Genomic DNA, 22470 nt, shown 5'->3' with positions numbered 1-22470 from the left:
TGGATGCCGGTTCCGCGCAGCAGTACGCGCTGCCGCTCGGCCAGGGGGACCACGTCGCCGGCCGTCGTCAGGGTGGCGTCGAGGTCGCCCCACGCCCGGTTGCGGGACGTGGTGTCGGACGTTCCCTCGGCCTCCGCCGCCGCCGCCGAGAGCGCCGGGTCGTCGAGCCGGCCGACCAGCGAGGGCAGGACGGCTCCCCCGCTCGGGTAGGCGGCGGACACCTGGCCGAGCTCGACATCGACGACGTCCGGGCCGGTGGTCCGCGGGACGAGGCTCACCGAGAACCCGGCCTGCTCCCAACCCGGCAGCAGCGCGGTCAGGGCGCGGGTCGCGGCCTCCGACGGCGCATACCCGAGCCGCAGCCTCACCGGGGTCGCGATCCCGACGGCCGTCAGGGCGGCCCTGGCCGCGGCCGGGTCGCCGGCCATGGTGATACCGGGGGGGTCGGTCACGGGACGGCCGGGGATGGCCCGGGCGAGCACCGAGGTGGTCGGCGTCATCGGCGATCCCTCGGCGGACGCATACGCCTCCCGGCTCGTGGCGACGGCGAAGGCGCGGCGCACCGCAGGGTTGCTCATCGCCGGCGTCCTGACGTTGGGCAGGAGGACGTCGACGACTCCGCTGTCCGGCCGGCTGGTCCGGGCGGCAGCCGCCGGCGCCTGGAGCTGAGCGTCCATCACCGCCGGCGCGTTCGCGAAGGTGATGGCCGTCGCGTCGACATCGCCTTTGCTGTCGAGGAGCCGCTGCGCGACCGTCGTGGTGGGCAGCCCCTCCTCGACCTCGATGACGTCGGGCCAGGCGTCGCGGATCGGGTCGTCGCGGGGCTCCCACTTGCGGTTGCGCACGAACCGGCCGCCCTCGCCCGGCTTCCAGACGCCCTCGAGCATGTAGGGGCCCGACGCGAACACCGACAGTGGGTCCCGGTTCGTGCGGTCCGTGTCCTGGTCCTGGCGGGCCGGTGCGAACGCCGGCAGCGAGACGATCTGGTCGAAGTCGAAGCGGGGCGTCTTGAGGTGGAAGGTGATCTCCTGCCCGTCGCAGGTGACCGCCTTGTCGTAGAGAGCCTGGCCGACGCCGGAGTACGGCCCCTTGTAGGCGGACACGACGCGGCCCTGCGCGTCGGTGGTCGACGGGATGTCGAGCAGCTCGAGGGCGTACTGCGACCCGCCGGTGATCCGGTCGGTCGCGAAGGTGCGGGACACGCCGTACTTCACGTCGGCACAGCTGACGAACCGGCCGTCCTGCCAGGGAGCGTCGCTGACGAGCGAGAAGACCCACATCTTGCCGCCGTCCTGCGCGACGCCCGTCGTCGTCGAGAGGTCACCGACCAGCCCGGGGAGGAAGCCGGTACCGGACGGTGCCTGGGCCGTCAGGGTGCGCACGAAGGTCCGGACCGCGAACGCCGACTCGCTGTCGGTGCCGATCCGCTGGGGGTCCCAGGCCTCCACCCGCGAGTCGACGAGGACGTGGAGGGTCCCGCCGCGCTCGGTCGGGATCCCCGTGGCGTCGGCCTGCCTGGTCGTGCAGGCACCCAGCAGCGCGCAGCCCACCGCCAGGGTGGCCGCGAGTCCCCGACGCGCTGCCCGTGCCGTCACCGGCTCATGCTCTCGCGGCAGCCTCGGTCTTCAGCGCCGACCGCGCCCGGGAGGCGGTTCGCGCCCGTTCCGTCTGGTCGAGGACCACCTTGCGGATGCGGATCGCCTCGGGGGTCACCTCGACGCACTCGTCCTCCCGGCAGAACTCCAGGGACTGCTCCAGGCTGAGCGCGCGGGGCGGGACGATCTTCTCGAAGTTGTCCGAGGACGCCGCCCGCACGTTGGTCAGCTTCTTCTCCTTGGTGATGTTGACGTCCATGTCGTCGGCGCGCGAGTTCTCACCGACGATCATGCCCTCGTAGACCTCGGTGGTCGGCTCGGTGAAGAGGCTCCCCCGCTCCTGGAGGTTGACCATGGCGTAGGCAGTGACGACGCCGGAGCGGTCGGACACGAGGGACCCGCTGGTACGCGTGGTGATCGCCCCGAACCAGGGCTCGTAGTTCTCGAATACGTGGTGGGCGATGCCGGTACCGCGCGTCTCGGTGAGGAACTCGGTGCGGAACCCGATCAGCCCGCGCGAGGGCACGAGGAACTCCATCCGGATCCAGCCGGTGCCGTGGTTGGTCATCTGCTCCATCCGGCCCTTCCGGGCGGCCAGGAGCTGGGTGATCGTGCCGAGGAACTCCTCGGGCGTGTCGATGGTCAGCCGCTCGACGGGCTCGTACAGCTTGCCGTCGATCTCGCGGGTGACCACCTGGGGTTTGCCGACGGTCAGCTCGTAGCCCTCACGGCGCATCTGCTCCACGAGGATGGCCAGGGCGAGCTCTCCGCGACCTTGCACCTCCCACGTGTCGGGGCGCTCGGTTGGGAGGATCCGCAGCGAGACGTTGCCGACCATCTCGCGGTCGAGGCGGTCGAGCACCATCCGCGCGGTGACCTTGGACCCGCGCACCCGGCCGACCATCGGGCTGGTGTTGGTGCCGATGGTCATCGAGATGGCCGGCTCGTCGACGGTGATGAGGGGCAGCGGCCGCGGGTCGTCCCGGTCGGCGAGGGTCTCGCCGATGGTGATCTCCGGTATGCCGGCGACCGCGATGATGTCGCCGGGGCCGGCGCTGTCGGCCGGCTTGCGCTCCAGAGCCTCGGTCATCAGCAGCTCGGTGATCTTCACCGGGCTGCGGGACCCGTCGTGGCGGCACCACATCACCGTCTGGCCCTTGGCGATGGTGCCGTTGTAGACCCGGAGCAGGGCGAGCCGGCCGAGGAAGTTCGACGAGTCGAGGTTCGTCACGTGCGCCTGGAGCGGCGCCTCGTCGTCATAGACCGGCGCGGGGATGGTCGAGAGGATCGTCGCGAAGAGGGCCTCCAGGTCGGTCCCGTCCGGCTGGGTGCCGTTCTCGGGCTGGGTGAGCGAGGCGCGACCGGTCTTCGCCGACGCGTAGACGACCGGGAAGTCGAGCAGGTCGGCCGCGTCGGCGGTGTCGTCCTCGAGCAGGTCGAGGAACAGCTCGGAGGTCTCCTCGACCACCTCGGCAATCCGCGAGTCCGGGCGGTCCACCTTGTTGACGCAGAGGATGACGGGCAGCCGCGCGGTCAGCGCCTTGCGCAGGACGAACCGGGTCTGCGGCAGCGGCCCCTCCGAGGCGTCGACGAGCAGGACGACGCCGTCGACCATGCTCAGGCCGCGCTCGACCTCGCCGCCGAAGTCCGCGTGCCCGGGGGTGTCGATGATGTTGATCGTCACCCCGCCGGGAAGGCCCGCCTCGGCCGCCGACTTGCCGCGGTAGTGGACCGCGGTGTTCTTGGCGAGGATGGTGATGCCCTTCTCGCGCTCGAGGTCGCCGGAGTCCATGGCGCGCTCGTCGACGTGCTGGTGCTCACCGAACGCGCCCGACTGCCAGAGCATCTTGTCGACCAGCGTCGTCTTGCCGTGGTCGACGTGCGCGACGATCGCGACGTTCCTGATGTCGTCGCGGGTGCGGGGAGCCATGCCCCAATTGTCTCAGGGGTTCGGAGTGCTCCCGACCATCAGCCGTTCCAGGGCCCGGACGATGGGCAGGTCGGCCGGGAGCCAGGCCACGGCATACAGGTCGGAGCGGTCCAGCCACCGGAACGCATCGTGATCCTCGATGGGCTGCGGGTCGCCCTCCGTGACCACCGCGAGCCAGACGTGCATCCGGTGCCGGTCGCCGAGCGGCCAGCCACCGTCGCCGTCGGGTGCCGGGACCGAGGACCCGGTCCGGATGGCCACGCCGAGCTCCTCGCGGATCTCGCGGTGCAGGGCCTCGGTGGCCGACTCCCCCGGGTCGACCTTGCCGCCCGGGAACTCCCAGCCACCCGCGAGCGCCGGCGGTTCGGTGCGGCGGGCGGCCAGGAGCCGGGTCGGCTGGTCGAGATCGTCGACGATCGCGGCCGCGACGACCTCGAGCGGTTCCACGCGGCCACGGTATGCCCCTGGACCGGAGCCCTCCCGCGCGCTCTTCTCCGCACGTGCGGAGCTGTGGGCGGCGTGGTGGACCGCGGTCAGCCCTGACCGCACCTTCCATACCGCCACCGCGCAGGAACACCCGCTGGAACACCAGGAAGATGGCGACCGGGATGATCGTCGCGATGGCCAGCGCCGCGAGCAGCACGTCGAGCTACGGCGCGATGGCCGGTGGCCGCACCGACAGCGGCCGAAGGTCAGGCTTCGGCAGCACCAGCCACGGCCACAGGACGTCCTTGTAGGCATTGCGACCGCGAACGCCGAGACCACGCATAGGACCGGTTTGGTGAGCCTCTCCTTGGATGACAACGCCCTGCCGGGCGGGAACGATGGAGCCGTGGACGCGACCGACCCCGAGGCGATGCTCGCCGCGCACGAGGAGCCCCACGGCGACCAGGGGTCGACCGGAGCACGGCTGAACTGGCTCCGCGCGGGCGTGCTCGGCGCGAACGACGGCATCGTCTCGACCGCCGGCGTCATCGCGGGCGTCGCGGGTGCGACGGCCGAACCCGGGCCGGTCCTCACCGCCGGTGTCGCCGCCCTCGTGGCTGGGGCGCTGAGCATGGCCGTCGGCGAGTACGTGTCGGTGAGCACGCAACGTGACACCGAGAACGCCATGCTCGCCAAGGAACGTCGCGAGCTGCGCGACGAGCCCGAGGCCGAGCTCGCGGAGCTGGCCCACTTCTACGAGGACAAGGGCCTCGAACCGGAGCTCGCCCGCCAGGTCGCGGTTCAGCTCACCGCCCGCGACGCGCTCGCGGCGCACGCGGAGGTCGAGCTGCAGATCGACCCGGACGACCTCACCAGCCCGTGGCACGCGGCGTTCGCGTCGATGGGGTCCTTCGTGGTCGGCGCGCTACTCCCCCTGCTGGCGGTCGTCGTCGCGCCGCACGCGGTCTGGGCGGCCGTCCTGGTGGGCGCCGTCCTCGTCGCGCTCGTCATCACCGGGGTGGTCAGCGCCCGGCTCGGCGGGATGTCCCCGACCCGTCAGGTGGCGCGCAACGTCGCCGGCGGCCTCCTGGCCATGGCCGTGACCTACGGCATCGGCGTGCTCGTCGGCCCTCACCTCTGACCGTAGGCGGGTCGGGGCCGGCCGCTCAGCCGCCCAGCGTCGCGACGAGCACCGCCTTGATGCTGTGCAGCCGGTTCTCGGCCTGGTCGAAGACAACCGAGGACGGCCCCTCGAAGACGTCGTCGGTGACCTCGAGGGCGGTCAGCCCGAACTCCGCGTGGATCTCGCGCCCGATGGCCGTGCCGAGGTCGTGGTACGCCGGGAGACAGTGCATGAAGCGCGCCGCCGGGTTGCCGGTCCGCTCCATCAGGTGGGCGTTGACCTGGTACGGCGAGAGCAGGTCGATGCGCTCGGCCCAGACGTCCTTCGGCTCCCCCATGGACACCCAGACGTCGGTGTGCACGAAGTCGACGCCGTGGACGCCGGCGGCGGGGTCGTCGGTGACCGTCACCCGGGCGCCGGTGCCGGCGGCCACGGCCCGTGCGGCATCGACGACCTCCGCCGCGGGCTGCAGCGAAACCGGAGCGACGATCCGCACGTCCATCCCCATCAGGGCACCCAGCACGAGCAGCGAGTTGCCCATGTTGAACCGAGCGTCACCGACGTAGGCGAAGGCGATCTCCTCGGCCGGCTTCCCGGCGTGCTCGAGCATCGTCACCCCGTCGCACAGGGCCTGGGTCGGATGCCACTCGTCGGTGAGCCCGTTCCAGACCGGCACCCCCGCATACCGGGCCAGGGTGTCGACGGTCTCCTGGGCGGCCCCCCGGTACTCGATCCCGTCGAAGAACCGCCCCAGCACCCGTGCGGTGTCGGCGACCGACTCCTTGTGGCCGATCTGGCTCGACGACGGGTCGAGGACGGTGACGTGGGCGCCTTGGTGGTAGGCCGCGACCTCGAACGCGCACCGTGTCCGCGTCGAGGTCTTCTCGAAGACCAGCGCGATGGTGCGGCCGACCAGCCGTTGGACCTCGCGGCCCTCGGCGCGTTCGGCCTTGAGGGTGCGCGTGAGGTCGACGAGGGACGACCACTCGGTCGGTGTGAAGTCGAGCTCGCGCAGGAACGACCGGCCGGTCAGCGAGGTCGTGGTGGTGTGGGACACCGGCCCATGCTAGGAGTCCGGCGACCTCACAGGTGCGCGGTGATCGCGTCCGCCACCGCCTGCGGGTCCTCGAGCGGCACGCCGTGGGCGCAGCTCTCGAGGGTGACCACCCGCACCTCGCCGCCGTTCGCCGCATACCGGTCGAGCACCGCCTGGATCTGCTGGTGCATCGGCTGCGGCGGCATGGTGTCGGCGCCGGGCCAGCCGGGGACCGCGCCGATCTGACCGAGGAAGGCGAGGTCGAACGCCGACGTGTCGGAGATGACCTGGTCCTCCATGGCGCGCACCCAGGTGAGGGCGGGCTTGTCCTCGACGTCGGGAAGGCCGGACGCGTCGAAGTACCCCGCCGCCATCGCGTTGAGAACGCCGCGGTCGCCGGGGGCGATGCCCGGCCATGCCTCCGACGTCGTCGACGACCCCGGGTAGAAGTCGTCGCCGATGGCGGTGAGCAGCGTCTCGTCGAGAAGGAAGTCCTCGTCGACGTTGGCGGCGTTGCCCCGCGCGCCGAAGTAGGCCTGCAGGACACGGCGGGGGCTGCCCTCGGTGTCGGAGCGGTCGTCGTCCTTGATCCGCTGGACGAAGTCGGGTGACGCCGTCCCCCCACCGCTGCCGGCGCGGTCCTGGCTCGCCATGGCCCCGTCGGCAGTCGTGCTCCCGCCGAAGCCGTAGGGGCTGATGGGGGCGACGAGGACGGCCGCACCGAGGTCGCCGGGGTGGTCGACGACGTACTGCTGCAGCACCCCGCCACCCATCGACCAGCCGGCCGCGACCAGATCCCCCCGTCCGGTGAGACCCAGGGTCTCCAGGAGGCCGTGGACGTCGTCGACCATGTCGCCGAGTCCCCGGGTGGCGTCGATCGGCTTCTGCTCGGTCCGCCCGAACGCGCGCATGTCTGGAGCGATGACCCGCACGTCGTCGGGGAGCAGGTCGGCGACGTAGCGCCAGTAGCCCCCGGTGGTGATGTTGCCGTGGACGAGCAGGACGGGGCGCCCGTCCTCGGGGCCACTGGTCCACACGTTCATCGCGAGACGCGGGGTCTGGACCATCTGGGGGACGAGCTCGGCCATCTGGGGGCTCCTTCGAACTATGCGGGTGGCGCCGTTCTAGCACCTAGGCCCGATGGCCGGTCGGCCGTTCGGTCACGATTCGGTGGCGTCCCGGCGTGTCTGGGCAAACCTTTCTCGCCGCGGCTACGTATCACCACAGACTTGAGGCACTCCTTGTGAACATGCGTTCGCGGGAGCGCAGCACCGAAAACTTTGACGGTTGGCCCGTTGTGGTACGTGAACCGTCGCCTACGCCCGGTCCCGGTGGGACCGGGCTTTTCGGTGCCTTCAGGGGTTCTCGGCGATCGCGGCGAGCCGGTCGATCGAGGCCTGCAGGCGCTCCGACGTCGTCCATCGCGCGCGCCCGAGCCGCTTCTCGTCGGTGAGCCCGGACCAGTCGTAGGTGTGGGTGACGCGCGTATGCGTGTCGTCCAGCGGCTCCAGCTCCCACCGCCACAGGTGGCCGGGCGGCGGCGTCCCCGGCTCGGCCGGCAGCCACGCCACACGTCGGGCTTCCTCGAACTCGACGACCCGGTTCTCCCGCGTCGCGCCCTTGGTGGTCGTCATGACGAACACGTCGCCGAGCGCCCGGACCCGTTGCCCGGCGGCGGCCTCCGCGAGGTTGTCGTTGCCGTCCCAGCGCGGCTGTTGCGCCGGGTCGGCGATGAGCTCGAAGATCGTCGCCGCCGCCGCCTCGATCTCGCGGCTCGCGGAGACGACGCGGGGCTGGTCGACGTCGGTGTCGGGTTCGGCCATGGTGTCAAGTATGCGTGGGACGCTGGCCGTCATGTCCGAGTCCGCATCGCCGCGCACCTGGTACGTCCTGCTCCACACCCGAGGCGGAGCGGTCGCCGAGGGGCAGTCGGTGTTCGAGCATCCGGGAATCGCCGAGCACTACGCGTTCCTGCAACGCCGAGTGATGGCCGGCGAGCTCGTGGCGGCGGGACCGCTGCCCGACGAGCCCGGCAACGGGATGACGGTGCTCGCGGTGCCCGACCTCGACACCGCGACCCGGCTGGCGACCCAGGACGACCAGGCGGTGGTGAGCGGCGTGCTGGAGGTCCAGGTCCGCCCGTGGCACGTCGTCATGGCGCGCGGCGACTGACTCGCGCCGCCGGGGTGTTCGGCGCCCACCGTGAGGCCGGCCTTCTGGGTGGGTCGACGGCGCTGCTCCCGGCAGCGCTGCTCTGAGCAGCGCGCTCTTCCGCGTCGTGGTGTCGTGACCAAGGGTGGAGCCATGAACGACGATCCCGGGCAGCGGTTGGACCACGAGCTCTACCGGAGCCTCTATGAGAGCCGGACCATCCTGCTCGGCGAACCCCTCGAGGACCGCAACAGCAACCGGCTGTGCAACGCCCTTCTCCTGCTCGCAGCCGAGGACCCGGGGGCCGACATCCGACTGCTCATCAACTCACCGGGGGGATCGGTGCCGGGGATGCTGGCCATCCGCGACTGTATGCGTGCCATCCCCAACGACGTTCGCACCGTCAACCTCGGGATGGCTTACAGCGCAGGCCAGTTCCTGCTCTCCTCGGGGACCAGGGGCAAGCGGTCGGCCATGCCGCACTCCAAGGTGCTGCTGCACCAAGGATCTGCGGGGATCGGAGGCACCGCGATGGACATCGCCATTCAGGCCGTCGACCTACGCCACACCCGCGACACGGTGCTGGCGTGCATCGCGGAGGACACCGGGCAGTCGGTCGAGCAGGTCGAGGAGGACTCGCGCCGCGACCGGTGGTTCACCGCGCAGGAGGCACTGGACTACGGTTTCATCGACTCCATCGTGGGCTCTCTCGACGACGTCATGCCGCGCCGGCGCACAGCGATCGGCTTGGCAGCGGTGGGGACCGGGAGCACGGACCGGCGGGGGTCTGCCTGATGAGCAGCTACACGATCCCCTATGTGACGACCCGCAGCGGCAACGGCGAGCGGACCGTCGACATCTACAGCCGGCTCCTCGCCGACCGGATCGTCTACCTCGGAACCGGCATCGACGACGGGGTTGCCAACGCCGTCATCGCCCAGCTCCTCCACCTGGAGAACGACAACCCCGACACGCCGATCTCGTTGTACATCAACTCCGCCGGCGGCTCGATCCCCGCGACCTTGGCGATCTACGACGCCATGCAGTTCGTCCGGCCGCCCGTCGAGACCACCTGCGTCGGTCAGGCCGCCGCGACGGCAGCGGTACTGCTGGCTGGGGGTGCCGCCGGGCGCCGGAGCATCCTCCCGCACGGCCGCGTCGTCATCCACGCCCCGGCGGCGGAAGGCCGCGGCGCGATCCCCGACCTCATCCTGGAGGCCGATGAGGTCGAGCGCGTCAGGTTGATGCAGGAGCTGATCCTCGCCTCGCACACCGGGCGGCCGACCGAGCAGATCCGCCGGGACACCGAACGCGAGCTCATCCTCACCGCCGACGCCGCGGTGGCGTACGGCGTGGTCGACTCGGTCATCACCAGCCGACCAGGCTGAGTCAGGCGGCCAGGCAGACCGGACCGGAGGTGCGGTTCGACGCCGCCTGCGTAGCCGCCAGCCGGCGGCCGGTCGACAGGGTCAGCTCCGCCACCGTCAGATCCAGCGCCCCGGCGACCGCCGACATGATCTCGGACGACGGGTCCTTCTTGCCCCGCTCCAGCTCGGACAGGTACTGGGGCGACACACCAGCACGATGAGCGACGTCGGAGATCCGCTCACCGCGTCGCACTCGATCGGCGCGCAGCTGGTCACCGAGACCCTGTCGCCACAGTCGTTCCACGTCACCACGCCGCGCATCCCCGAGAGGCAGTAGCGGTACGACGTCACCCATCTTCGCGACGGTAGCCGTCCGGGAGCATCCGGGCGAGGCGTCGCGCCATGCGTTCGCTACGAGCGAAGACGACCATCGCGAGCAGGTGATGCCGGCGATCAACCGTGCTGATCGACGGTCATGCCGTGTCGGATGGCCGCGTGAAGGGTCTCGGCGTCGATGACCGAGAGGCGTGTGAACTTGATGCAGTAGCCCGTGACGCTGGCGGCGCCGATCGAGGCCCCGTAGGTGCGCGCCAGGTAGGTCTTGTCGTCGAGGCCGAGCACATAGACCGAGATGCCCGTCGTGTTGGCGCTCAGGCCGATGCGATAGAACTCCCGCGACGATCCGTTGGCGTAGGTGATGGTGTGGGTGCCGTAGCCGATGTTGGGGTTGGACACGACCTTGCCGTGCTCGTTGGTGCCGTCGTCGAACCACAGCCGGCACCCGGGGAAGTCCGCCAGCATCCGCTCGTGCAGCTGTCGCAGGTCGGTCTGCTTGGGCTCGGGTTGACCGGCGAGGTACGCCTCGACCCGCTGAGGGGTATCCATCTCGAGCTCGATGCTAGCGACCTCCTCGACGTCTGCGCCCCGCGTGGCTCGCCTCGGCTGCCCCGCGGGTACCAACGCTCCACCGGATGGCGGTGTCGCCATGGATATCCCTGGTGAAAGCGTGATCCGGTGACGCGCGAAACCTCTACACGTTGAAGCGGAACTCGACCACGTCGCCGTCGGCCATCACGTAGTCCTTGCCCTCGATCCGGACCCGGCCGGCCGCCTTCGCGGCGTTCATCGACCCCGCGGCGACCAGATCGTCGTACGAGACCACCTCGGCCTTGATGAACCCGCGCTGGAAGTCGGTGTGGATCACGCCGGCCGCCTGCGGAGCGGTCCACCCCTGGTGGATGGTCCACGCCCGCGACTCCTTGGGGCCCGCGGTGAGGTAGGTCTGCAACCCGAGGGTGTGGAACCCGACCCGCGCCAGCTGGTCGAGGCCGGACTCCTCGGCGCCGACCGACTGCAGCAGCTCCAGCGCCTCCTCGGCGTCGAGCTCGGACAGGTCGGACTCGAGCTTGGCGTCGAGGAACACCGAGTCGGCCGGCGCCACGAGCGCGGCCAGCCGAGCCTTCAGCGGCGCGTCGACGAGCTGCTCCTCGGACAGGTTGAACACGTAGATGAACGGCTTGGTCGTCAGCAGGGACAAGGCCCTCGCCTCGGCGAGGTCGACCCCGGCGGCGGCACCTGACGCATACAGGGTGTCGCCCTTCTCCAGCACCGCCTGCGCTGCGACCGCGTTGTCGAGGGCGCCCTTCTTGTCCTTGGCGATCCGCGCTTCCTTCTCCAGCCGCGGAACCGCCTTCTCCAACGTCTGCAGGTCAGCGAGGATCAGCTCGGTGTTGATGGTCTCGATGTCGCCCTCCGGCGAGACCTTGCCCTCGACGTGAACGACGTCGTCGTCCTCGAAGACCCGGATCACCTGGCAGATCGCGTCGGCTTCCCGGATGTTGGCGAGGAACTTGTTGCCCAGACCCTCCCCCTCGGAGGCGCCGCGGACGATCCCGGCGATGTCAACGAACGACACGGTCGCGGGGACGGTCTTCTCGCTCTCGAACAGCTGCGACAGGACGCCGAGCCGGGCGTCCGGCAGCGGGACCACGCCCACGTTCGGTTCGATGGTCGCGAACGGGTAGTTCGCCGCGAGGACCGAGTTCTTGGTCAGCGCGTTGAAGAGGGTCGACTTGCCGACGTTGGGCAGACCGACGATGCCGATGGTGAGAGCCACGAAGCCGAGAGTCTAGTTGGCTGCGGCCGACGTCAGCGCTGGGTCCGAATTCCGCACAGCTGCCGGGACTGTGCGACGAAGTGCCCCTCGCTGTCCCAGACGACGGCGTCCTCCTCCATCAGGCCGGCCGTGACGTTCTGGCTCGACAGCGCGACGCGGAGCCAGCCCGCCGTGGGGCGACGTCGGATGTGGCCGGTGAACTCCAGCGTCGGCGCCCACCCGAGGATCCCGAGGTCGAAGGCCACCGGCGGCAGCGCGTCGAGCGCGAAGAGCAGCATCACGGGGTCCGGCTCACGGCCGTCGCGCATCCGGAGCCACCCGCGCATGGAACCGGCACCGCTCGGATGGCCGGCGGCCCAGCCGGCGGTGGCGGGGTCGATCCGCAGGTCGAGCCGGTCGAGGAGAGAGGCCGCGGCGAGGAAGGTCGGGGGCGCCTCCTGCGCCGAGAGGCACTGCTCCGGCGGGGGCATGTCCGGCGCCGCCACGGTCCGCATCACCTCCGCGGACACGTCGAGGTCGCCGAAGCTGGCGAGCCCGCGCATCCGCTCGACGAGCGCACCGTCGGCGCCGGGCTGCGCGATCGACACCTGCCCCGTCGACAAGGTGCGACCGATCCGCAGCACCTCGGTCGTCGCCTCGACGGGCCCAGCTCCCGACGGGGTGAGGAAGTAGCCGCTGAAGGCCAGCGGGTCGCCGTGCGCTCCCTCGCGGTCCAGCCGCTGTTGCAACGCGGACGTCGCCAGCGACATGATCACGCCACCGTTGACCCCGTTGCCGATCCGCCAGCCCTCACTGAACGAACCCACGTAGGCGTCGTTCCGCCCCTCGACGGGCTCGACCGTGGTCTCCTCGTCGAACTCGAACCGCCCGGTCGCCATGACGCCATCTCTACCAGACCATCTCGCCTGCCCGATCGGACGTTGCCTGAGCAGGCGTACCCGAGTGCAATGGGTCCAGCCACCCACGCCGACGTGAGGAGAACCGATGCCCGAGACCAGCCAGGCCGTCGAGAGCTGGCTCAACGCCTTCGACTCGGCGCTGTCCGCCGGTGACGCCGACGCGGCCGCCGCCCTGTTCACCGACGACGGCCTGTGGCGCGACCTCGTCGCCTTCACCTGGAACATCACAACGGTCGAGGGCCCCGAGCAGATCGCCGACATGCTGCGCGCGACCCTCCCCCGGGTGCAGCCGAAGGGGTGGTCGCTCTCCGAACCGGCCACCGGCGAGGCCGGCGCCGAGGAGGCGTGGATCGCGTTCGAGACCGCCGAGGCGCGCGGCTTCGGCCACCTGCGGCTCCAGGACGGCAAGGCGTTCACCCTGCTCACCACCATGGTCGAGCTGAAGGGCTTCGAGGAGCCGCTCGGCGACCGACGAGAGAAGGGCGTCGAGCACGAGGTCACCAAGGGTCGCCGGTCGTGGCTGGAGCGCAAGACCGAGCAGGACGCCGCACTGGGCGACAGCGAGCAGCCGTACGTCGTCATCGTCGGCGGCGGCCAGGGCGGCATCGGCCTCGGCGCCCGGCTCAAGCGGCACGGCATCCCGACGGTGATCCTCGAGAAGAACGACCGGGCCGGCGACTCGTGGCGGAAGCGCTACAAGTCACTCCACCTCCACGACCCGGTCTGGTACGACCACCTGCCCTACCTCAAGTTCCCGGAGCACTGGCCGGTGTTCGCGGCCAAGGACAAGCTCGGTGACTGGCTCGAGCACTACGTCGCGCTGATGGAGCTCAACTACTGGACCCGCTCCGAGTGCCGCAACGCGCGGTGGGACGAGGACGCCGAGGAGTGGGTCGTCACCGTCGATCGCGACGGCACCGACGTCGAGCTCCGTCCGAAGCAGCTCGTCATCGCCCTCGGGGTCAGCGGGTACCCGAACCGGCCGACGTATGCGGGTCAGGACGTCTTCCGCGGCGAGCAGCACCACTCCTCGGACTTCCCGGGCGGCGACGCGTACGCCGACAAGAACGTCGTCGTCATCGGGTCGAACAACTCGGCGTTCGACATCTGCGCGGCCGTGTGGGAGGCCGGCGGCACCCCGACGATGGTGCAGCGGTCGAGCACGCACCTCATCAGGAGCGAGTCGCTGATGGACCTCGCGCTCGGCGACCTCTACTCCGAGCGAGCCGTCGCCAACGGGGTGACCACCGAGCGGGCCGACCTGATCTTCGCGTCGCTCCCCTACCGGATCATGGCCGGCGCCGTGAAGCCGGCGTACGACGAGGCCCAGGTGCGCGACAAGGAGTACTACGACGGCTTGCGAGCGGCCGGGTTCGACCTGGACTTCGGCGAGGACGACTCCGGCCTGTTCATGAAGTACCTCCGGCGCGGCTCGGGCTACTACATCGACGTCGGTGCGGGTCAGCTGGTCATCGACGGGCGGGTCCCGGTCGTGCACGGCCAGGTCGACCACCTCACCGAGGACGCGGTCGTCCTCGACGACGGCACGTCCCTGCCCGCGGACGTCGTCGTCTATGCGACGGGGTACCAGTCGATGAACGGTTTCCTCGAGACGCTCATCTCGACCGAGGTCGCGGACCGGGTCGGCAAGGTGTGGGGCTACGGCTCCGACACGACCAAGGACCCGGGCCCGTGGGAGGGCGAGCTGCGGAACATGTGGAAGCCGACCAACGTGCCCAACCTCTGGATCCACGGCGGCAACCTGCACCAGTCGCGGCACTACTCGCAGTTCCTCGCGCTGCAGCTGCGGGCGCGGTACGAGGGCCTCGACACTCCCGTCTACGGGCTGCAGGAGTCGCACCACCGGAGGTAGATCCGAGGTTTTGTCGGTGCGGGGTGTCACGCTCCAGCACATGGAGGTTCTCGTCGCGCTGGCCGGGCTGCTGCTGGGCGCGCTGTTGACATGGCTCGGGGTGCGCTCGCGGTATGCGGTCCGCCTCGCGACCGCGGGTGCGGAGCGCGACCTGCTGCGCGAGCGCGTTATCGACCTGGAGGCCACGCTGAGCGAGGACTCCGAGACGGCTCAGATGATCGCGCCGCTGCGGTCCAGCCTCGACCGGGTCGAGCGACAGGTGCACGACCTGGAGCGCGAGCGGGTCGCCCAGTTCAGCGAGGTCGCGGCCGAGATGGCCAGAGTCGCGCGGACCACCACCGAGCTCGGAGCGCAGACCGCGTCGCTGGTGGGGTCGCTCAACGCCTCGTCGGTACGCGGGATGTGGGGCGAGGTGCAGCTGCGCCGGGTCCTCGAGCACGCGGGGATGCTGGCGCGCTGCGACTTCGAGGAGCAGGTGACCGGCACCAGCGCCGACGACCGACGCGTCCGCCCCGACGTCGTGGTCCGGCTGCCAGGCGACAAGTGTCTCGTCGTCGACGCCAAGGTGCCGATGACGGCCTTCCTCGCCGCCCAGCGTGAGGGGATCACAGCCGCGGAGCGCAGCGGCCGGCTCACCGCGCACGCCAAGGCGCTGCGCGGACACGTCGACAACCTGGCCGGCAAGGCGTACTGGTCCGCCTTCGAGACGACGCCGGAGATGGTCGTCTGCTTCGTGCCCGGGGAGGCCATTCTCACGGCCGCGCTGGCCCACGACCCCGAGCTGCACGAGTATGCGATGGCTCGCCGGGTCGTGCTCGCCTCACCCGCCACCCTGCTCGCCCTGCTGCGGACGGTCGCGTTCACGTGGCAGCAGGACGCCCTCTCGCACAACGCCCGCGAGCTGCTGACCGTCGGGCGCGAGCTGCACGAACGGCTCGGCTCGCTCGGCGCGCACACCCAGACCATGGGGGCCGCGCTGCGCCGCTCGGTCGAGGCCTACAACGGTTTCGTCGGCTCGCTGGAGCATCGCGTGCTTCCGACCGCTCGCCGGATGCGTGACCTCGGCGTGGTCGAGCGCGACATCGAGCGGCTGGTCCCGCTCGACGCGACGCCGCGCCCGCTGACCGCCTTCGAGCTGGTCGAGACCGCCGACGACGGGCTCCACCCGCATACCCCGGAGAGCGACCTGGCCGCCCTCGATGCCGAGGTCGGCCGCCCGGCCCTCGACCTCGGAACCGCCCACGAGCGCGACGGAGGGGCTCGGACCGCCTGACGAGACCCTGGCCTGCGCCGAGGCCGTTCCCAGGACCCGGCGATAAAGTTCAGCACGTGGCTGAGGACACGGTGTTCTGGGTCGAGCGGGACTCCGGACTCGCGAAAGAGGTCGTCAACGCCGACCTCGACGAGCTGCTGGGCCGCGACGACGGCTGGCTCTGGCTCGACGTTGCCGAGCCGACCGAGCAGACGGCCACCACGCTGACGACGAGCTTCGGCTTCCACCCGCGGGCCGTCCAGTCGGCGATGGAACGCGCCCACGTGCCCCGGATGCACGGCTACCCCGACCACTTCATGCTGATCCTCCATCGCCCACTGCGGGGTGAGGGCGGCCACGTCCACTACCTCGAGCTCGACCTGTTCGTCGGCCCGAACTACCTCGTGTCGGTGCACGGCCCCCGCAACCCGGTCGTGCCCATCTCGGCGATGCTCACCGAGACCGCAGAGGTGGCCAAGCGGTTGAGTGCGGGGCGGTTCAAGGCCACGTCGCCGGTCGTCCTCATGGGGTGGATCATCGCGACCCTCACCGCGGCGGAGGAGACCTCGGTCAACGAGCTCGCCGAGGAGGTCGGCGGGCTGGAGAAGCGCGTCATGGCGCACATGGACGACAACAACCCGCAGTCCTTCCTCGACGAGCTGTTCATGGTCCGGCACGTCCTCATCACCGTGCGCACGATGGCGTCGCAGAGCAGCGAGATCCTCACCCGGTGCACCCGCGTACTGAAGCACCTGCCCGAGGCCGACCTCGAGATCATCGAGGACCTGCGCGACCGCTACCGGCGGCTCGACCGGATCGCCACCAGCCAGCTCGACTTCCTCACGGGCGTCTCGGACTTCTACCGCGGCCGCACCGACACGCGGATGACGATCGCCGCGGAGCGGCTGGCGGTCATCGCCGCGGTCACTCTGCCCATCACCGCGATCTCGTCGGTCCTGGGCATGAACGTCATCGTCAACGACCACTCGGACCCGATCCTGCTGACGATCCTCCTCGTCATCATGGGGACCATCTCGATCTGGTTGCTGCGCTGGGCGAAGCGACAGGGCTGGTGGTGACCTCCGGTTTCCATCTCGCCGAGAGGCCAACTTCGGTCGCTATTCGCCGCGGATAACGACCGAAGTTGGCCTCTCCACGGCTGCGCCGCGGCTCCAGGCGGCGGGGGTGCGGGTCAGCGCAGAGCGCCGGCGGCCAGGCTGGACGGGTCGTGGCGGACCTGGTCGGGCTCGCTCCCGGACCGCGCCTTGAGGTCGCGGCGCAGCTCGGTCGGGAGGGCGAAGAGCAGCGACTCCTCTGCGGACACCACGGTCTCCGCCTCGCCGTACCCGCGCTCGCTGAGGTAGGTCAGGACGTCGCGGACCAGGACCTCCGGCACACTCGCCCCCGAGGTGACGCCGACGGTCGAGACGCCGTCCAGCCAGGCCTCGTCGATCTCGTCGGCGAAGTCCACGAGGTGCCCGGCCTGGGCACCATGGTCCAGGGCGACCTCGACGAGGCGGACCGAGTTCGACGAGTTGCGAGAGCCGACGACGAGCACGAGGTCGCACTCGGGCGCCATCTGCTTGACGGCGACCTGTCGGTTCTGGGTGGCGTAGCAGATGTCGTCGCTGGGGGGGTCCTGCAGTTTCGGGAAACGCTCCCGCAGCCGCCGGACCGTCTCCATCGTCTCGTCCACGGACAGCGTGGTCTGGGACAGCCAGACGACCTTGTCCGGGTCGCGCACCTCGACGTTGACGACGTCCTCGGGACCATCGACGAGGGTGATGTGCTCGGGAGCCTCGCCCGCCGTCCCGACGACCTCCTCGTGACCCTCGTGCCCGATGAGCAGGATGTCGAAGTCGGCGTCGGCGAAGCGAACGGCTTCGCGATGCACCTTGGTCACCAAGGGGCAGGTCGCGTCGATGGTCTTGAGACTCCGGGCTCGCGCCTCGTCGTGGACGACCGGCGCGACGCCGTGTGCACTGAAGATGACGGTCGCGCCCTCCGGCACCTCGTCCGTCTCGTCGACGAAGATCGCGCCACGCTTCCGCAGGGTCGTGACGACGTGCTTGTTGTGCACGATCTCCTTGCGGACGTAGACCGGCGCGCCGTAGAGCTCGAGCGCCTTCTCGACCGTGACAACGGCCCGGTCGACGCCGGCACAGTAGCCTCGCGGAGCGGCCAGGAGGACCCGCTTGGGAGTGGTCGTGGGGAGGCCGGACATGCGTCCATGCTACGTGGGCGGGTCCGAGACCCTGGTCTGGACTACTGCGCAGCCGAACTTCCCGCATACCCGAAGTTCTTCCTGTACCGCAGTTTCTGCGGTACACTCGGTGTCATGTCCACCTCCGCCGACCCCCGCTACGACGCGATCCGCGACGCCCTGACGACCGCCGCGGAGAGCTCGGAACCGGCGCAGGCCCTGCCCCTCCTGCGGGCGGCCGCCGATCGGCTCACCGACCTCATCGACGACACCATGGCGCAGGCGCTCGTGACCGGCCGGACCAGCTTGCGCTCGGTCGGAGCCGGCGCCGGACTGTCGGAGAACGCGGTCGGGCCCCGGCTCGCCCGAACTCCGATGCTCGCCCCGTATGCGAACGAGAGCGGCCGCGTGACGGCGTCGGGCGTCGAGCGGGCGAGGTACGACCACGAGACCGGACGCACTCCCGAGCCCGGCCCGGACAACACCGACCAGGAGCCGCGAGCACCCATGCGGTTCCGTCCGAGGAGGACGACATGACCCGTTCCGACCTGACCCATCTCTACGTCCTCCTCGACCGCAGCGGGTCGATGCAGTCCATCAAGTCCGACATCGTCGGCGGCTTCGACGCGTTCGTGGCCGAGCAGAGGTCCGCGACCGGCGAGTGCCGGATGACGTTGGCCCGGTTCGACAACGAGTACGAGCTGGTCTTCGCCAACCTACCGATCACCCAGGTCGGGTCGCTGGTGCTGGAGCCCCGCGGGAGCACCGCTCTGCTCGACTCGATCGGACGCCTCGTCGTCGACGCCGGCGCCCGGCTCGCTGCCCTGCCGGAGCACGACCGTCCCGGCACCGTCGTCGTCGCGGTGATGACCGACGGCTACGAGAACGCCAGTCGCGAATGGACGTACGCGTCGATCAAGGCCCTCGTCGACCAGCAGACCAAGGACTACGGCTGGCAGTTCCTCTACATGGGCGCCGACCAGGACGCCGTCGAGATCGGCCAGGGACTCGGCATCGCCGCCGACCACGCGATGACGTGGAGCCGCGGTTCGGCCAAGGCGGCCATGGGCGCCACCTCCGCGCTGGTCGCCGACCTGCGCCGCGCGCGGTCCGCGAACCCCGCTGCGGCGATGCGGGCATACACCGACCAGGAGCGGGCCGAGGCCACGGCGGAGTGAGGGTGCCCGCGCCTAGGGTGTGGCCGTGACCGGTTCATCCTCGGGCGCGTCGCTCCCGGAGAAGGCGGCCGACACCAGCGCCGAGCAGCCCTGGCCGGTCCGGGTCCTCAGCCTCAAGATCGCCGACTACGTCGACAAGATGTCGCCGCTCTGGGTCGAGGGGCAGGTGGTGCAGATCAACCGGCGCGGCACCACCGCCTACCTCGTCCTGCGCGACCCCGACGTCGACATGTCGCTGTCGGCGTCGATCTCCGTACACGCCATCGCGGCGATGGGCACGCCGCTGGACGAGGGCGCCCGCGTCGTCCTGCAGGCCAAGCCGGTGTTCTGGCCCAAGCGCGGCACGCTCATGCTCGATGCGCGGCAGATCCGGCCGGTCGGTGTCGGCGACCTCTTGGCGCGCATCGAGATCCTCAAGCAGCGACTCGCTCAGGAGGGGCTCTTCGACCCCGACCGGAAGCGGCCGCTGCCGTTCCTGCCCAGACAGGTCGGCCTCGTGACCGGACGCGGCAGCGCCGCCGAGAAGGACGTCGTCGAGAACGCCCGGCGTCGTTGGCCCTCGGTGCGGTTCGCGATCCGGGAGGTCGCCGTCCAGGGCAGTACGGCGGTGGCCGAGGTCAGCGCCGCGGTGAAGGACCTGGATGCCGACCCCGAGGTCGACGTCATCGTCATCGCCCGCGGTGGCGGCGCCGCCGAGGAGCTGCTGCCGTTCTCGAACGAGACGCTGCTGCGCGTCGTCTCCGAGGCTTTCACCCCGGTGGTCAGCGCGATCGGCCACGACGTCGACACCCCGCTGCTCGACTTCGTCGCCGACTGGCGCGCCTCCACGCCCACCGACGCGGGGCGCCGGGTCGTTCCCGACGCCGAGGGCGAGCTCCGCGCCACCGAGCAGTCGCTCGCCCGGGTCCACCGGGCGCTGTCCCGCCGGCTCGACCACGAGCGGCAGGTCCTTCAGGCACTCCGGTCCCGCCCGGTGATGGCCGACCCCACGGCGCTCGTCACCCGGCAGCGCGAGCTGGTGGTGGGACTGAGCAACCGGTCCCGCGAACGGTTGCTCACCCGCGTCCTGCGCGCCGAGGACGAGGTTCGCCACCTCGGCGCCCGCGTCCGCAGCCTCTCGCCGCAGTCGACCCTCGAACGCGGGTATGCGGTGGTGCAGCACCGTGACGGCCGGGTGGTCGTCTCGCGCGAGGAGGTGCAGCGGGACGAGCTGTTGCGGGTACGCGTCGCGCGCGGCGACTTCGGGGTCCGCCCGGTCGCCGGTCCGGACGGCGGTCCGCCCGCGTCGGCTGGTTAGGGTGGTCGATATGGCCGCACGTACCGAGCCCGGTCCGCAGGATGACGCCGCCGAGATCGCCGACGTCGCCGAGCTGTCCTACGAGGACGCACGAGACGAGCTCACGGCCATCGTCGCGCAGCTGGAGAGCGGTCAGCTCCCCCTCGAGGAGGGGATGCGGCTGTGGCGCCGCGGTGAGGCGCTCGCGGCACACTGCACCGCCTGGCTGGACGGCGCGCAGCGCCAGATCAGCGAGTCTGGGTCGGCTTCAGCGCCGTCGTGAACGTGACGATCTCGTCGTCGTCCGCGATGGCGGTGATGACGGTGGCCATCGAGGTCGCGGTGTCCGCGCCCGAGGGCACCCAGACCAGGCTGGTCCGCTTGTTCTCGGCGTCGTAGTACCTCGTCCACGTGCGCCCGGCGATGTCGGTCGTCCCCGTCTGTCGACCCCCGCTGGTCGCGGCCTGGAGCCACGCGGGGCTGGCGGTCTTGGTCTGGCGGATCGCGACGTAGTCGCCCTTCGGCGTGCTCCACCCGGCCTGCCAGGTCGGCAGCCCGTCGGTGCTCGACGCATACCGAGCGTTCGTCGCAGACCAGCCGTCCGGCAGCCCGACGGGGGCGTCGAAGGGGAGCCCGCTCTGCCGAGCCGCGTCGGTGACGACCGACGACGCGTCGACCGGTGGCTGCTGGATGCTCTGCACCCGGGGGACGATCGCGACGAGGACCGCGACCATCCCGAGGATCACCAGCAGGGACCGGACCATGTTGCCGTAGGTCCCCAGGCTGTAGCGGCTGCGGGGGGGCGGCGCCTGCTCGTCGGTAGCCGTCTCGTCGGGCGGCGTCACCCGGAAGGCGTCCTCGGGGACGCTCGGCGGTGGCACCGGGCCCGGCGAGCTCATGTCCCCATCGTCTCCCGGGAGACTCGGGGAACCAAACGCGACTCCCCTATGGTGGGCGCGTGCCGATGGCGGACGAGAGGCGAGGACGAGCCGAGCAATGACCTCCACGAGCAGCCCCTTCAGCCCTGCCCCACCACCGACATCGTCGGAGCGTCCCGACCGCAACCTCGCTCTCGAGCTGGTGCGGGTGACCGAGGCCGCCGCCATGGCGGCCGGTCGCTGGGTCGGGCGAGGTGACAAGAACAGCGCCGACGGCGCCGCGGTCGAGGCCATGCGCCACCTCATCTCGAGCATCAGCATGAACGGCGTCGTCGTCATCGGCGAGGGCGAGAAGGACAACGCGCCGATGCTCTACAACGGCGAGCAGGTCGGCGACGGGACCGGTCCCGAGGTCGACGTGGCGGTCGACCCGGTCGACGGAACCACGTTGACCGCCAAGGGGATGAGCAACGCGGTCTCGGTCCTCGCCGTCGCTGAGCGGGGCACGATGTACGACCCCAGCGCCGTCTTCTACATGGACAAGCTCGCCACCGGACCCGATGCGGCCGACGTCGTCGACATCCGCCTCCCGGTGCGCGAGAACATCCGACGCGTCGCCAAGGCCAAGAACGAGCGCCCCTCGGACGTCACCGTGGTCATGCTCGACCGACCACGGCACACCCGCCTCGCGGAGGAGATCCGCGACGCCGGCGCGCGGCTCTACTACATCAGCGACGGCGACGTCGCCGGCGCCGTGATGGCCGCCCGGCCCGGTACGGGCGTGGACCTCATGCTCGGCGTCGGAGGCACCCCGGAGGGGATCATCGCCGCCTGCGCGATCCGGTGCATGGGCGGTGTGATCCAGGGCCGGTTGGCGCCCACCGACGACGACGAGCGGCAGAAGGCGGTCGACGCCGGCCTCGACCTCGATGCCGTCCTCGCGACCGAGGACCTGGTCAGCGGGGAGTGCTACTTCGTCGCGAGCGGGATCACCGACGGCCAGCTCCTGCGGGGAGTTCGCTACGGCTCCGGGGGCGCCACGACCCACTCCCTCGTGATGCGGTCGCGCAGCGGGACGATCCGCACCATCGAGGCGCAGCACCAGTTCCACAAGGTCAACGCGTACGGCCACCTCGACTTCGTCCACCCCGCCTGGGACCGGTGACC

24 protein-coding genes are annotated in these 22470 nt (G+C 70.8%); 12 read left to right on the top strand and 12 right to left on the bottom strand.

Going from position 1 to position 22470, the window contains the following annotated elements:
- From VIG79_RS14205 to VIG79_RS14195, 3 genes are all read right to left on the bottom strand, one after another.
- Window positions 1-1595 (bottom strand): ABC transporter substrate-binding protein (locus VIG79_RS14205; RefSeq protein ID WP_331886724.1); only part of this gene is annotated, 1595 nt, incomplete at its 3' end.
- Window positions 1596-1599: 4 nt separating this feature from the next.
- Window positions 1600-3525, bottom strand: coding sequence for a translational GTPase TypA (typA, locus tag VIG79_RS14200; protein ID WP_331886722.1), 1926 nt, complete (start codon window positions 3523-3525; stop codon window positions 1600-1602).
- 12 nt (window positions 3526-3537) lie between these two features.
- Window positions 3538-3972 (bottom strand): (deoxy)nucleoside triphosphate pyrophosphohydrolase, encoded by a 435-nt coding sequence (locus VIG79_RS14195; RefSeq protein ID WP_331886720.1) that lies wholly within the window; start codon window positions 3970-3972, stop codon window positions 3538-3540.
- 409 nt (window positions 3973-4381) lie between these two features.
- Between VIG79_RS14195 and VIG79_RS14190 the strand changes: the two genes are divergently transcribed.
- Window positions 4382-5092, top strand: a complete 711-nt coding sequence (locus VIG79_RS14190; RefSeq protein WP_331886730.1) for a VIT family protein — start codon at window positions 4382-4384, stop codon at window positions 5090-5092.
- 25 nt (window positions 5093-5117) lie between these two features.
- Here the strand turns inward: VIG79_RS14190 and argF are convergent, their stop codons facing one another.
- The 3 genes from argF to VIG79_RS14175 form a co-directional block, all read right to left on the bottom strand.
- On the bottom strand, window positions 5118-6131 hold the full coding sequence (argF, locus tag VIG79_RS14185; RefSeq protein WP_331886718.1) for an ornithine carbamoyltransferase: 1014 nt from the start codon (window positions 6129-6131) through the stop codon (window positions 5118-5120).
- A gap of 26 nt (window positions 6132-6157) precedes the next feature.
- Window positions 6158-7198, bottom strand: a complete 1041-nt coding sequence (locus VIG79_RS14180) for an alpha/beta hydrolase (protein ID WP_331886716.1) — start codon at window positions 7196-7198, stop codon at window positions 6158-6160.
- Window positions 7199-7465: 267 nt separating this feature from the next.
- The gene (locus tag VIG79_RS14175; RefSeq protein ID WP_331886714.1) at window positions 7466-7933 is read right to left on the bottom strand and encodes an SRPBCC family protein; all 468 of its coding nucleotides are present in this window, start codon (window positions 7931-7933) and stop codon (window positions 7466-7468) included.
- A gap of 31 nt (window positions 7934-7964) precedes the next feature.
- On the opposite strand from VIG79_RS14175, the gene VIG79_RS14170 reads away from it, so the two are divergent.
- From VIG79_RS14170 to VIG79_RS14160, 3 genes are all read left to right on the top strand, one after another.
- Window positions 7965-8282: a YciI family protein gene (locus VIG79_RS14170; protein WP_331886712.1), complete on the top strand. Its 318-nt coding sequence runs from the start codon at window positions 7965-7967 to the stop codon at window positions 8280-8282.
- Window positions 8283-8414: 132 nt separating this feature from the next.
- Entirely contained in the window at window positions 8415-9056 is a 642-nt protein-coding gene (locus VIG79_RS14165; RefSeq protein WP_331886710.1) for an ATP-dependent Clp protease proteolytic subunit, read from the top strand.
- Complete coding sequence (locus VIG79_RS14160; protein WP_331886708.1) at window positions 9056-9649, top strand: ClpP family protease; 594 nt, start codon at window positions 9056-9058, stop codon at window positions 9647-9649. Before VIG79_RS14165 ends, VIG79_RS14160 begins: the two co-directional genes overlap by 1 nt.
- Window position 9650: 1 nt before the next feature.
- Here VIG79_RS14160 and VIG79_RS14155 read toward each other — a convergent pair whose 3' ends face one another.
- The 4 genes from VIG79_RS14155 to VIG79_RS14140 form a co-directional block, all read right to left on the bottom strand.
- Window positions 9651-9881, bottom strand: a complete 231-nt coding sequence (locus VIG79_RS14155) for a helix-turn-helix transcriptional regulator (RefSeq protein WP_331886726.1) — start codon at window positions 9879-9881, stop codon at window positions 9651-9653.
- A 200-nt stretch (window positions 9882-10081) separates the two neighbouring features.
- Window positions 10082-10513, bottom strand: a complete 432-nt coding sequence (locus VIG79_RS14150; protein ID WP_331886706.1) for a DUF1801 domain-containing protein — start codon at window positions 10511-10513, stop codon at window positions 10082-10084.
- Window positions 10514-10658: 145 nt separating this feature from the next.
- Window positions 10659-11744, bottom strand: a complete 1086-nt coding sequence (ychF, locus tag VIG79_RS14145; RefSeq protein WP_331886704.1) for a redox-regulated ATPase YchF — start codon at window positions 11742-11744, stop codon at window positions 10659-10661.
- A gap of 32 nt (window positions 11745-11776) precedes the next feature.
- The gene (locus tag VIG79_RS14140) at window positions 11777-12622 is read right to left on the bottom strand and encodes a thioesterase family protein (RefSeq protein WP_331886702.1); all 846 of its coding nucleotides are present in this window, start codon (window positions 12620-12622) and stop codon (window positions 11777-11779) included.
- A 106-nt stretch (window positions 12623-12728) separates the two neighbouring features.
- Between VIG79_RS14140 and VIG79_RS14135 the strand changes: the two genes are divergently transcribed.
- The 3 genes from VIG79_RS14135 to VIG79_RS14125 are packed head-to-tail and all read left to right on the top strand — an operon-like array spanning window position 12729 to window position 16847.
- Window positions 12729-14516 carry an NAD(P)/FAD-dependent oxidoreductase gene (locus VIG79_RS14135; protein ID WP_331886699.1) on the top strand — a complete coding sequence of 596 codons (1788 nt, stop codon included), beginning with the start codon at window positions 12729-12731 and terminating at the stop codon, window positions 14514-14516.
- A 40-nt stretch (window positions 14517-14556) separates the two neighbouring features.
- On the top strand, window positions 14557-15789 hold the full coding sequence (locus VIG79_RS14130; RefSeq protein ID WP_331886697.1) for a DNA recombination protein RmuC: 1233 nt from the start codon (window positions 14557-14559) through the stop codon (window positions 15787-15789).
- A 56-nt stretch (window positions 15790-15845) separates the two neighbouring features.
- Window positions 15846-16847 (top strand): CorA family divalent cation transporter, encoded by a 1002-nt coding sequence (locus VIG79_RS14125; RefSeq protein ID WP_331886695.1) that lies wholly within the window; start codon window positions 15846-15848, stop codon window positions 16845-16847.
- A gap of 113 nt (window positions 16848-16960) precedes the next feature.
- On the opposite strand, the gene VIG79_RS14120 is transcribed toward VIG79_RS14125, so the two are convergent.
- A complete protein-coding gene (locus VIG79_RS14120; protein ID WP_331886693.1) occupies window positions 16961-17992 on the bottom strand; it encodes a 4-hydroxy-3-methylbut-2-enyl diphosphate reductase in 1032 nt (343 codons plus the stop codon).
- A gap of 114 nt (window positions 17993-18106) precedes the next feature.
- Here VIG79_RS14120 and VIG79_RS14115 point away from each other — a divergent pair, with 114 nt between their 5' ends.
- The 4 genes from VIG79_RS14115 to VIG79_RS14100 are packed head-to-tail and all read left to right on the top strand — an operon-like array spanning window position 18107 to window position 20708.
- Window positions 18107-18508, top strand: coding sequence for a hypothetical protein (locus VIG79_RS14115; protein WP_331886691.1), 402 nt, complete (start codon window positions 18107-18109; stop codon window positions 18506-18508).
- Window positions 18505-19149, top strand: coding sequence for a VWA domain-containing protein (locus VIG79_RS14110; protein ID WP_331886689.1), 645 nt, complete (start codon window positions 18505-18507; stop codon window positions 19147-19149). Before VIG79_RS14115 ends, VIG79_RS14110 begins: the two co-directional genes overlap by 4 nt.
- A 25-nt stretch (window positions 19150-19174) precedes the next feature.
- Entirely contained in the window at window positions 19175-20446 is a 1272-nt protein-coding gene (gene xseA, locus VIG79_RS14105; RefSeq protein ID WP_331886687.1) for an exodeoxyribonuclease VII large subunit, read from the top strand.
- A gap of 10 nt (window positions 20447-20456) precedes the next feature.
- Window positions 20457-20708: an exodeoxyribonuclease VII small subunit gene (locus VIG79_RS14100; RefSeq protein ID WP_331886685.1), complete on the top strand. Its 252-nt coding sequence runs from the start codon at window positions 20457-20459 to the stop codon at window positions 20706-20708.
- On the opposite strand, the gene VIG79_RS14095 is transcribed toward VIG79_RS14100, so the two are convergent.
- A complete protein-coding gene (locus VIG79_RS14095) occupies window positions 20674-21324 on the bottom strand; it encodes a DUF4245 domain-containing protein (RefSeq protein ID WP_331886683.1) in 651 nt (216 codons plus the stop codon). The genes VIG79_RS14100 and VIG79_RS14095 overlap by 35 nt on opposite strands.
- 97 nt (window positions 21325-21421) lie before the next feature.
- On the opposite strand from VIG79_RS14095, the gene glpX reads away from it, so the two are divergent.
- A complete protein-coding gene (gene glpX, locus VIG79_RS14090) occupies window positions 21422-22468 on the top strand; it encodes a class II fructose-bisphosphatase (RefSeq protein WP_331886681.1) in 1047 nt (348 codons plus the stop codon).
- Window positions 22469-22470: the final 2 nt, after the last annotated feature.

Origin of the sequence: Lapillicoccus sp. (assembly GCF_036559105.1) — a bacterium.
In the GTDB taxonomy this organism is placed as follows: Bacteria; Actinomycetota; Actinomycetes; order Actinomycetales; family Dermatophilaceae; genus Lapillicoccus.
Note: the sequence above shows the minus strand (reverse complement) of the source record. Positions and strands in the feature narration are given on the sequence as shown.

What these genes read in the sequence shown, in the direction of transcription:
- typA (WP_331886722.1), bottom strand. Translation starts at nt 3,525, where the DNA reads ATGGCTCCCCGCACCCGCGACGACATCAGGAACGTCGCGATCGTCGCG.
- VIG79_RS14190 (WP_331886730.1), top strand. Translation starts at nt 4,382, where the DNA reads ATGCTCGCCGCGCACGAGGAGCCCCACGGCGACCAGGGGTCGACCGGA.
- VIG79_RS14180 (WP_331886716.1), bottom strand. Translation starts at nt 7,198, where the DNA reads ATGGCCGAGCTCGTCCCCCAGATGGTCCAGACCCCGCGTCTCGCGATG.
- VIG79_RS14175 (WP_331886714.1), bottom strand. Translation starts at nt 7,933, where the DNA reads ATGGCCGAACCCGACACCGACGTCGACCAGCCCCGCGTCGTCTCCGCG.
- VIG79_RS14170 (WP_331886712.1), top strand. Translation starts at nt 7,965, where the DNA reads ATGTCCGAGTCCGCATCGCCGCGCACCTGGTACGTCCTGCTCCACACC.
- VIG79_RS14165 (WP_331886710.1), top strand. Translation starts at nt 8,415, where the DNA reads ATGAACGACGATCCCGGGCAGCGGTTGGACCACGAGCTCTACCGGAGC.
- VIG79_RS14160 (WP_331886708.1), top strand. Translation starts at nt 9,056, where the DNA reads ATGAGCAGCTACACGATCCCCTATGTGACGACCCGCAGCGGCAACGGC.
- VIG79_RS14150 (WP_331886706.1), bottom strand. Translation starts at nt 10,513, where the DNA reads ATGGATACCCCTCAGCGGGTCGAGGCGTACCTCGCCGGTCAACCCGAG.
- VIG79_RS14140 (WP_331886702.1), bottom strand. Translation starts at nt 12,622, where the DNA reads ATGGCGACCGGGCGGTTCGAGTTCGACGAGGAGACCACGGTCGAGCCC.
- VIG79_RS14135 (WP_331886699.1), top strand. Translation starts at nt 12,729, where the DNA reads ATGCCCGAGACCAGCCAGGCCGTCGAGAGCTGGCTCAACGCCTTCGAC.
- VIG79_RS14130 (WP_331886697.1), top strand. Translation starts at nt 14,557, where the DNA reads ATGGAGGTTCTCGTCGCGCTGGCCGGGCTGCTGCTGGGCGCGCTGTTG.
- VIG79_RS14120 (WP_331886693.1), bottom strand. Translation starts at nt 17,992, where the DNA reads ATGTCCGGCCTCCCCACGACCACTCCCAAGCGGGTCCTCCTGGCCGCT.
- VIG79_RS14115 (WP_331886691.1), top strand. Translation starts at nt 18,107, where the DNA reads ATGTCCACCTCCGCCGACCCCCGCTACGACGCGATCCGCGACGCCCTG.
- VIG79_RS14110 (WP_331886689.1), top strand. Translation starts at nt 18,505, where the DNA reads ATGACCCGTTCCGACCTGACCCATCTCTACGTCCTCCTCGACCGCAGC.
- VIG79_RS14100 (WP_331886685.1), top strand. Translation starts at nt 20,457, where the DNA reads ATGGCCGCACGTACCGAGCCCGGTCCGCAGGATGACGCCGCCGAGATC.
- VIG79_RS14095 (WP_331886683.1), bottom strand. Translation starts at nt 21,324, where the DNA reads ATGAGCTCGCCGGGCCCGGTGCCACCGCCGAGCGTCCCCGAGGACGCC.
- glpX (WP_331886681.1), top strand. Translation starts at nt 21,422, where the DNA reads ATGACCTCCACGAGCAGCCCCTTCAGCCCTGCCCCACCACCGACATCG.